Here is a 7699-nt window from a genome sequence, read left to right as displayed (position 1 = left end):
AGGCTGCGGGCAGGGGGCTGACGACTGGTTCCGCAACTTCAGCGAGGCTGCCTTTCCTTTCATACAAAGACGCGCTGTCAGAGGGGTGCGATTGGCCTTCGCAAAGACAAAGCTACCTTGCCCGTTGCTTCGCCCAGCACCTGCGCCACGCGGGCCGACGGGTGCACGCTGCGTCATCTTTGCGGTTTGACGTTGCGCCTTAGCTGTCAAAGCCTATAGGTTCCATATATCGTCGATTAACGATACATGAGCGAAGGGCGGGCAGATGTTGGGTCAAAATGCTATTCCAGCGCCGCAGAGTGATGATGCAAATGCCATCGCCTCGGTCGCCAAGGCTCTGTCGCATCCGGTTCGGATCAAGATCATCAACTTCCTTCTGTCGCGCCAAGGCTGCATCGGCGGTGACATTGTGGACGAGGTTGGGCTCGCACAATCCACGGTTTCCGAACATCTGCGTATTCTCAAAAGCGCGGGGCTGGTCGTCGGGGCGATCGAGCACCCGCGCATCTGCTATTCGCTCGACCCGTCGGTGCTAGCAGCTTTGAAGGACCTGATCGGCCAGATCGAGGCGCGCGGCGGGCCGCAAGATGCGCCCTGCTGTTACACCCCCGGCAGCCGCGACCCAAAGGGGGCCGACCAATGATCCCGACCACCATCAGCGGCGCTGAATCCCCATTCTTACGGAAGGATCTCTGAACATGTCTCTCTTTGAACGTTATCTTTCGCTTTGGGTTGCGCTTTGCATCGCTGTTGGCATTGGCTTGGGCCAGTTATTCCCATCGGTTTTCCACACCATAGGCGGCTTGGAGGTTGCATCGGTAAACCTGCCTGTGGCGGTGCTCATTTGGCTGATGATCATTCCTATGCTGCTCAAGATCGACTTCGCGGCCCTTGGCCGTGTGCGCGAACACTGGCGCGGCGTGGGTGTGACGCTGTTCATCAACTGGGCGGTCAAGCCATTCTCGATGGCGCTGCTGGGCTGGGTCTTCCTCGGATGGCTGTTTCGCCCTTACCTGCCTGCCGAACAAATCCCGAGCTACATCGCCGGGTTGATCTTGTTGGCAGCCGCGCCCTGCACGGCGATGGTGTTTGTCTGGTCAAACCTCTCGAATGGCGAGCCGCATTTCACGCTCAGCCAGGTTGCGCTCAATGACGTCATCATGGTTGCGGCTTATGCGCCGATCGTTGGGCTGCTGCTTGGTATTTCCGCCATTACCGTGCCGTGGGATACGCTGTTGCTTTCGGTGGTGCTGTACATCGTATTGCCGGTGATCTTCGCGCAGATCCTTCGCCGCCGCATGCTGGCCAAGGGCGGTGACGCCGCGCTGAAGCATCTGCTCGACAAGATCGGGCCAGCCTCGCTGATCGCGTTGCTGGCCACGCTCGTGCTCTTGTTCGGTTTTCAGGGCGAACAGATCATAGCCCAACCGATGATCATCGCTCTTATTGCGGTGCCAATCCTGATTCAGGTCTATTTCAATTCCGGTCTCGCCTATCTGCTCAATCGCGCCACCGGAGAGGCGCATTGCGTGGCCGCACCATCGGCGCTGATAGGGGCGTCAAACTTTTTCGAGTTGGCGGTGGCTGCCGCGATCAGCTTGTTCGGCTTTTCCTCTGGGGCGGCGCTGGCGACCGTGGTTGGCGTTCTTGTCGAGGTGCCGGTGATGCTGAGCGTGGTGAAGATCGTGAATGCTTCGAAGGGCTGGTACGAACGTGGTGACAAGGTTCAGCGCGTTGCCATTGCCGCGAAAACCGCCAGAAAAGGGGCCTGAGACGCCTTGCGCCCTGTCACTCTGCCAAGACGGCCTGCGGCCAGACGGCAGAAGGGCAGGGCCCGCGCATTCTGCCTTGCTCGGGTGAGATAGAATGCGCGGGCCAAGACGCTGGCAAACCTAGCCCACTTATTAGGCGGTAGTGGCCGAGGTCAGCTTCGATATTTCTGTGAATGAATTCTATTGGTTAGTTGCTGCTTCGGAAGGCCGAAGCATTTCGCATGCGGCGCGATGCGTGCGTTCGTGCCCTATGCCTTGCACTGTGCTTCCCGAGTGAAAGCGAAGGCCGTTGTGGTCGGGAAGGCACGCACGACTCCGTTACTTGTATATTCCTCTGGGCGCATATACGTAAATGCGCATAGAAACATATGGTGACCACATGATTCTCCCCATTCTCACTGCACTTGCCGAACCGACACGGCTTTCCGCCATGTCGATCATCTGGGACGGCGGCGAACATTGTGTCTGCGAGTTGATGGCGCTGCTTGATGCAAGCCAGAGCCGAATGTCGCGGCATATGCAGACCCTCAAACAGGCCGGGCTGATCGTGGACAGGCGCGATGCGCAATGGGTGCGCTATCGGGTCAACCCCGATCTTCCGGCTGAAATCCGGGATGTTGTAGCGGCCGTGATGGCCGCCGCGCCCAAAGAACAAAGGAGCGCGGCATGAGCGTGCAAACAAGCGAGACCCCACGGGGTGAGGTGCCAAATTGGCTTTGGTCCGCGGGGGTCGCGGCTTTTGCTGTGGCTTGGTGGCTGGTCTATGGTCAGTTGATCGCGGTGTCAGAGTGGATTGTATCGTACCTGCCGGTGGATCGGCACAGCCACACCGGCGAGGCGCTGGCGTTCTTTTTCTACGACGTGCCCAAGGTGATGATGCTGCTTACGCTGATCGTTTTTGCGATGGGCGTTGTGCGCAGCTTCTTTTCGCCCGAACGCACCCGCGCCCTGCTTGCGGGCAAGCGCGAAGGTGTTGGCAACGTGATGGCGGCGGGGCTCGGCGTTCTGACGCCCTTCTGCTCCTGCTCGGCGGTGCCGCTGTTCATCGGTCTCGTCTCGGCCGGGGTGCCGCTTGGCGTGACCTTTTCCTTCCTGATCGCCGCGCCGATGGTGAACGAGGTGGCGCTGGTGCTTCTGTTCGGCCTTGTCGGTTGGCAGGTCGCAGTGACCTATTTTGTCTTTGGACTGGTCATCGCCATCATCGCAGGCTGGGTGATCGGGCGGCTGCATCTGGAGGGCTGGCTGCAAGGCTGGGTGCGCGACATCCATTCGGGCGCTTCGACCCCGGCTGCGGTCGAAGGTGAGCGACTGACACTGGTCGATCGCTACAAGCTGGGGCTTGAGGCAGTGCGCGAAATCTTCGGTCGTGTTTGGGTCTGGATCATTCTTGGCATCGGTATGGGCGCGCTGATCCACGGCTATGTCCCCGAAGATCTTATGGTGCGGATCATGGGGGCGGATGCATGGTGGTCGGTGCCCGCGGCCGTGCTCATGGGCATTCCGATGTACACCAACGCCGCAGGCGTGATCCCGATTGTCGAAGCGCTGCTGGGCAAGGGTGCCGCGCTTGGAACCGTGCTGGCCTTCATGATGGCGGTCATCGCCCTGTCGCTTCCCGAGATGATCATTCTGCGGCAGGTCCTGACACTCAGGCTGATCGGGGTATTTGTCGGCGTCGTCGGCAGCGGTATCTTGGCTGTCGGACTTCTCTTCAACGTTCTGTTCTGAAAGGAAAACAAATGGAAATCAAGGTTTTGGGACCCGGCTGCGCCAAATGCAAGGCAACTGCCGATCTGGTCACCCGCGTTGCCTCTGAGAAAGGTGCCGATGTGACGGTCACTAAGGTCGAGGAGATGCGCGAGATTGTCGGCTACGGCATCATGTCCACCCCCGGCGTGGTGATTGGCGGCAAGGTGGTGCACGTCGGATCCGTGCCGACACATGCGCAGGTGGAAGGCTGGCTGAAATGAACGAAACCGTAAAGAAAGACCTCGTCGAAGCGCGCGAGGTCTGCCCGACCACAAGTCACCGACTGCTGGGCGAGGGCGCGTTACTTGTTGATGTACGCGAAGCAGACGAGGTGGCGCAGGTGGGCTTCGCTGGTTGCGACGTGGTAAACATTCCTCTTTCCGAGTTTGAAGCGCGTTGGGCGGAAGTGCCGCGTGATCGCGATGTGATCCTTGCCTGCGCGGTGGGCGAGCGTAGCCTGAAGGCAACCTACTTTCTGATGTATCAAGGCTATGATCGGGTGGCGAATATGAACCCGGGCATCGCCCGCTGGGTTGCGAAGGGCTTTCCCATCAGCGGCAGCGCAGAGGGCATAGCTGCATCCGAAGCTGCCTCGTCGTGTTGTGGCGGTAGCGCCGCCAAAAAGGATGGTGGCTGCTGCTGATGCGTGCCGCGGTTTCAACAGCGCTGGTAGCAACAGCGATAGTCGCCGCGGCAGGGTTTTGGGTATTGGCCACGCGCGAACCCGACCAGATTCTACCCGACCGGATTGCCGAGGCGCGTAGCCTTGGCAAGCCCATGATCGTCGAGTTCGGCGCAGATAATTGCGCCGCCTGCCGCGAAATGAAATCCGTGCTTTCAGACTTAGAGGCGACTTATGGCGATCAACTGACGATCATCGATGTCGAGTATGGTTCGACCGAGGGGCGGCAGGTTCAAAAAGCCTATCGCCTGATCGCCATCCCCACGCAGGTGTTTTTTGCCGCCGATGGAAAAGAGCTTGGCCGCCATATGGGCGCGATTCCGATTGCCGATATCGCGGTGTGGCTTGGGTTGGAGAGCGTTGATGCTAGTTGATTTCAGCATGTTGGGCGCGGCGCTGGTTGCTGGCCTTTTCTCTTCAGTCTCGCCCTGTGTTGTTGCCGCGGTCCCGCTGACGGTCGGATTTGTCGGCGGCGGCGCAACCGACGGGCACGCCGCCATTCGCCTGACGCTCGCGTTTCTTTCGGGCATGGTCGTGGCGCTTGTTGCGCTCGGTCTTGCCGCGGCGCAGCTTGGCGTCTTTTTCGGCACTCTCGGGCCGCTCTGGACCGTCTTTTGTGGCGCGGTGATCGCAGTCGTGGGGGTGTGGTTCTTCTTTCGCTCGGGCGGAATGGGTGCAAGCGCCATGCATGGCTGGGCACACGCACGCCTGCGCGGTTCAGGAACATTTGGCGCATTGGCATTGGGCGCTTTGACCGGCACCGTCATGACGCCTTGTGCCACCCCCGTGCTTGCGGCCGCGCTGACCTTGGCGGGATCGGGCAGCGCGTTTGAAGGAACGACACTGGCTGGTGCCATGATGCTTTTGGCCTACGGGGTGGGTCGCAGCCCGCTTTTGCTTTTCGCAGGGATTGCGCCGCAGCATCTTGGCGGGCTGATGAAACGCCTCGGCGCGGCAGACCGCTTCATGCCGGGCCAAAGGGTATTTTCGGCAATCATGGTGGCGGCGGGGATCTGGCTGATCCTTCAATCCGGCATCTTGCCACAAATCTAACAGAAAACCCCTGATATATGGAGGCTCTTATGAGCCAAGACTTTGACACCTATTTGCGCGCCTTCGATTATGATGAACGGCTCGCTATGAAAATCGGACTGGAAGAGACGCTGGAGCTATACGCAAAGGGCGAGATCCAGCTGATCGACATCCGCTTTCGCGAGGAACATGCCGCTTGGTCGGTGGCCGTCGGCCAGCATATTCCACTGAACGAATTGCCCGACCGGCTGGCGGAACTGGATGCCTCGAAGGTCATCGTGCCGATGTGTCCGCACTATGACCGGGCCGAGATTGCACGGCTATACCTGACGCTGAAAGGCTACCGCTCGCGGTACTTCACTTCCGGGATGCTCAAGCTCGTTGACTATCTGCGCGGCGACAAGGCCCGCGACTACATGGCAAAACTCTAAGGACTCCCGAAATGACGAACCTTGACAGTCTGGCCGCTCAGGCCGTTCCCGCACACATGAATGAAGTGCGCATCAGCGCCGCGGCATTTATCGAAAAATGGCAGGCAGGCGGTTGTGAATTGCTCGATATCCGCGTGCCCGCAGAAACCCGCGCCTGGAAAATGGGTTTCGGTCTGGCCATTCCGGCAGATCAGATCGCGGAGCGTCTGGACGAACTGCCGCGCGACAAGCTGCTGGTCGTGGCCTGCCCCAACAGTGATCGCTCAAGCATCGTGCGCTTCTATCTGGCGGCGAAAGGCTATGATGCGGTTTATCTGATGGGCGGTCTTCTGGGGCTTGCCGACGCGCTCAAGGGTAAGACATCTGAAGCCCTTTCGTTGGAAGCGGGCGCATGACGCTCGGCGACTACAGCCTCTATTTCGGCCTGACGCTGGTCCTCTCGACGCTTTTCGCAATAGGGGGCGTCGGGTCGGCGATTGCGCTGGTGCCCAGTCTGTCGATGGCCGGCATCGCCTTCGATCTGGCCCGCGCTCTGGGCTTGTTCGTCAACACTGCCGCCACCGCGGCCGCCTCGGTCACGCACTTTCGCCGCGGTACGCTGGATGTGCGCTTTGCGCTGCCTCTGGTGGGGTCGATTCTGGTTGCCACCCCGATTGGGGCTTGGTCGAGCCAGTTCGTCGCCCATGGGGTGCTAGAGGCGATCCTGACCGCCTTTCTGATCACCGCCAGCATTCTGCTACTGATCCCGCGCCGCCCGACACTCGTGCACAGCGACAGCGTCTGGCCGCTGCTGGCCATTGGGGCTGGCGTGGGGGTCATCTCGGGGATGCTGGGCGTTGGCGGTGGCAGCTTGCTGATGCCTGCGCTGATCCTCTTGGGACACGATGCCAAGAAGGCCGCGCGCGCCATCGGCTTTGTCATTCCCTTTTCCACGGCGGGGGCGTTTCTGACCTATCTGTCGTTCACGCAGATGAACTGGCCGCTATTGGCCGTTGTTGCGGTGGCGGCCATCTTGGGCGGGTATCTGGGGGCTACGATTCTGCACCGCGGCCTGAACGAAGCGCAGGTCAAGAAGCTCATCGCCCTCTTGCTGCTGGCGCTGGCGGGTAAGATGATCTGGGGCTTCTGGGCCTGAAAGGAGCGATCATGCTGGAATATAACGTCACCGCACGCCGTATCGACAGCCACGGGTCGGAAGCGTCCACGAAAGAGGCGCGCCTTGTTCTGGACACGGACATCGCCGGGCGCGTGGATGCCTTCAACCCGGCTGAACTGCTGCTTGCCAGCCTTGCCGCCTGTATTCTGAAGGGAACCGAGCGGGTCATCCCGATGCTCTCGTTCGATCTGCGTGGTATCGAGGTCAGCCTGCACGGCATCCGGCAGGACGCCCCGCCGAAGATGATCCGCATCGAATACGAGATCATTGTGGATACGGATGAAAGCGACCAGCGGCTTGCGCTCTTGCACCGCAACTTGCAGAAATTCGGTACGATCTACAATACTTTGGCCGAGGCCAGCGAACTGGTCGGCACGATCGCCCGAAAGGGCACCTGATCGTGTAGCGCCGACCCCCGAGGGGTTAGGGGGCCGGCGCTAGCCGTTATTCGTAAGCGCCTGCGGAATAGGTGAGCTCGTAGCTGTGGCTGTAAAGCTCGAAGACGATGCCGAACGGATCTTCGACATAAACCATCCGGTAGGGTTTCTTGCCCGGGAAGTATTCGCGCACAGGCATGCGCTGACGGCCACCGGCCGCCACGATGCGCTGCGCCAAACCTTCAACGTCCGGGTCCTGCACTGCGAAGTGGAAGGTGCCGTGCCGCTTGTGTTCAAGCTTTTCTTCGGGCGCGTAGTTGCCGGGGAACTCAAAGATCTCGATGCCAATACCGTCGGCCGTCGCCAGATGCGCGATTCTGAGCGAGCCCCAGCCGGGGCCGAACACGTCGGTGCACATGACGCCGATGGAGCTTTCGTCCTCAACAGCCTCGGACGGCTGCATGACGATGTAGAAGCCCAAGACTTCCGAATAGAACTTT

Annotated in this window: 13 protein-coding genes; 12 read left to right on the top strand and 1 reads right to left on the bottom strand. The window is 60.3% G+C overall.

What is annotated here, in order from left to right; genetic code table 11:
• Positions 1 to 265: 265 nt before the first annotated feature.
• The 12 genes from ABY403_RS11110 to ABY403_RS11055 all read left to right on the top strand — a co-directional run bounded on the left by ABY403_RS11110 (position 266) and on the right by ABY403_RS11055 (position 7220).
• Complete coding sequence (locus ABY403_RS11110; protein ID WP_372840876.1) at positions 266 to 643, top strand: ArsR/SmtB family transcription factor; 378 nt, start codon at positions 266 to 268, stop codon at positions 641 to 643.
• A 55-nt stretch (positions 644 to 698) separates the two neighbouring features.
• A complete protein-coding gene (arsB, locus tag ABY403_RS11105; RefSeq protein ID WP_372840875.1) occupies positions 699 to 1772 on the top strand; it encodes an ACR3 family arsenite efflux transporter in 1074 nt (357 codons plus the stop codon).
• A 379-nt stretch (positions 1773 to 2151) separates the two neighbouring features.
• Positions 2152 to 2442, top strand: a complete 291-nt coding sequence (locus ABY403_RS11100) for an ArsR/SmtB family transcription factor (protein WP_372840874.1) — start codon at positions 2152 to 2154, stop codon at positions 2440 to 2442.
• Positions 2439 to 3500, top strand: coding sequence for a permease (locus tag ABY403_RS11095; protein ID WP_372840873.1), 1062 nt, complete (start codon positions 2439 to 2441; stop codon positions 3498 to 3500). Before ABY403_RS11100 ends, ABY403_RS11095 begins: the two co-directional genes overlap by 4 nt.
• Before the next feature lie 11 nt (positions 3501 to 3511).
• Positions 3512 to 3742, top strand: coding sequence for a thioredoxin family protein (locus ABY403_RS11090; RefSeq protein ID WP_372840872.1), 231 nt, complete (start codon positions 3512 to 3514; stop codon positions 3740 to 3742).
• On the top strand, positions 3739 to 4164 hold the full coding sequence (locus ABY403_RS11085) for a rhodanese-like domain-containing protein (protein WP_372840871.1): 426 nt from the start codon (positions 3739 to 3741) through the stop codon (positions 4162 to 4164). The genes ABY403_RS11090 and ABY403_RS11085 overlap by 4 nt, the downstream gene beginning before the upstream one ends.
• Positions 4165 to 4229: 65 nt before the next feature.
• Positions 4230 to 4577, top strand: a complete 348-nt coding sequence (locus ABY403_RS11080; RefSeq protein ID WP_372840870.1) for a thioredoxin family protein — start codon at positions 4230 to 4232, stop codon at positions 4575 to 4577.
• Positions 4567 to 5256 carry a cytochrome c biogenesis CcdA family protein gene (locus tag ABY403_RS11075; protein ID WP_372840869.1) on the top strand — a complete coding sequence of 230 codons (690 nt, stop codon included), beginning with the start codon at positions 4567 to 4569 and terminating at the stop codon, positions 5254 to 5256. The genes ABY403_RS11080 and ABY403_RS11075 overlap by 11 nt, the downstream gene beginning before the upstream one ends.
• A 29-nt stretch (positions 5257 to 5285) precedes the next feature.
• Positions 5286 to 5666, top strand: a complete 381-nt coding sequence (locus ABY403_RS11070) for a rhodanese-like domain-containing protein (RefSeq protein WP_372840868.1) — start codon at positions 5286 to 5288, stop codon at positions 5664 to 5666.
• 11 nt (positions 5667 to 5677) lie between these two features.
• Positions 5678 to 6061, top strand: a complete 384-nt coding sequence (locus tag ABY403_RS11065) for a rhodanese-like domain-containing protein (RefSeq protein WP_372840867.1) — start codon at positions 5678 to 5680, stop codon at positions 6059 to 6061.
• Positions 6058 to 6801, top strand: a complete 744-nt coding sequence (locus ABY403_RS11060) for a sulfite exporter TauE/SafE family protein (RefSeq protein WP_372840866.1) — start codon at positions 6058 to 6060, stop codon at positions 6799 to 6801. The genes ABY403_RS11065 and ABY403_RS11060 overlap by 4 nt, the downstream gene beginning before the upstream one ends.
• A gap of 11 nt (positions 6802 to 6812) precedes the next feature.
• Positions 6813 to 7220 carry an OsmC family protein gene (locus ABY403_RS11055; RefSeq protein WP_372840865.1) on the top strand — a complete coding sequence of 136 codons (408 nt, stop codon included), beginning with the start codon at positions 6813 to 6815 and terminating at the stop codon, positions 7218 to 7220.
• Positions 7221 to 7266: 46 nt separating this feature from the next.
• Here the strand turns inward: ABY403_RS11055 and ABY403_RS11050 are convergent.
• On the bottom strand, positions 7267 to 7699 hold a 433-nt coding region (locus ABY403_RS11050; RefSeq protein ID WP_372840864.1), incomplete at its 5' end, for a VOC family protein.

This window comes from Phaeovulum sp. (assembly GCF_041596715.1).
In the GTDB taxonomy this organism is placed as follows: domain Bacteria; phylum Pseudomonadota; class Alphaproteobacteria; order Rhodobacterales; family Rhodobacteraceae; genus UBA6213.
This window is presented reverse-complemented; position numbering and strand designations above follow the sequence as displayed.

Bases quoted from the DNA above. Each gene is read 5' to 3' on its own strand.
- ABY403_RS11070 (WP_372840868.1), top strand. From the start codon at position 5,286: ATGAGCCAAGACTTTGACACCTATTTGCGCGCCTTCGATTATGATGAA.
- ABY403_RS11090 (WP_372840872.1), top strand. From the start codon at position 3,512: ATGGAAATCAAGGTTTTGGGACCCGGCTGCGCCAAATGCAAGGCAACT.
- ABY403_RS11110 (WP_372840876.1), top strand. From the start codon at position 266: ATGTTGGGTCAAAATGCTATTCCAGCGCCGCAGAGTGATGATGCAAAT.
- ABY403_RS11060 (WP_372840866.1), top strand. From the start codon at position 6,058: ATGACGCTCGGCGACTACAGCCTCTATTTCGGCCTGACGCTGGTCCTC.
- ABY403_RS11100 (WP_372840874.1), top strand. From the start codon at position 2,152: ATGATTCTCCCCATTCTCACTGCACTTGCCGAACCGACACGGCTTTCC.
- ABY403_RS11065 (WP_372840867.1), top strand. From the start codon at position 5,678: ATGACGAACCTTGACAGTCTGGCCGCTCAGGCCGTTCCCGCACACATG.
- ABY403_RS11085 (WP_372840871.1), top strand. From the start codon at position 3,739: ATGAACGAAACCGTAAAGAAAGACCTCGTCGAAGCGCGCGAGGTCTGC.
- arsB (WP_372840875.1), top strand. From the start codon at position 699: ATGTCTCTCTTTGAACGTTATCTTTCGCTTTGGGTTGCGCTTTGCATC.
- ABY403_RS11075 (WP_372840869.1), top strand. From the start codon at position 4,567: ATGCTAGTTGATTTCAGCATGTTGGGCGCGGCGCTGGTTGCTGGCCTT.
- ABY403_RS11055 (WP_372840865.1), top strand. From the start codon at position 6,813: ATGCTGGAATATAACGTCACCGCACGCCGTATCGACAGCCACGGGTCG.
- ABY403_RS11095 (WP_372840873.1), top strand. From the start codon at position 2,439: ATGAGCGTGCAAACAAGCGAGACCCCACGGGGTGAGGTGCCAAATTGG.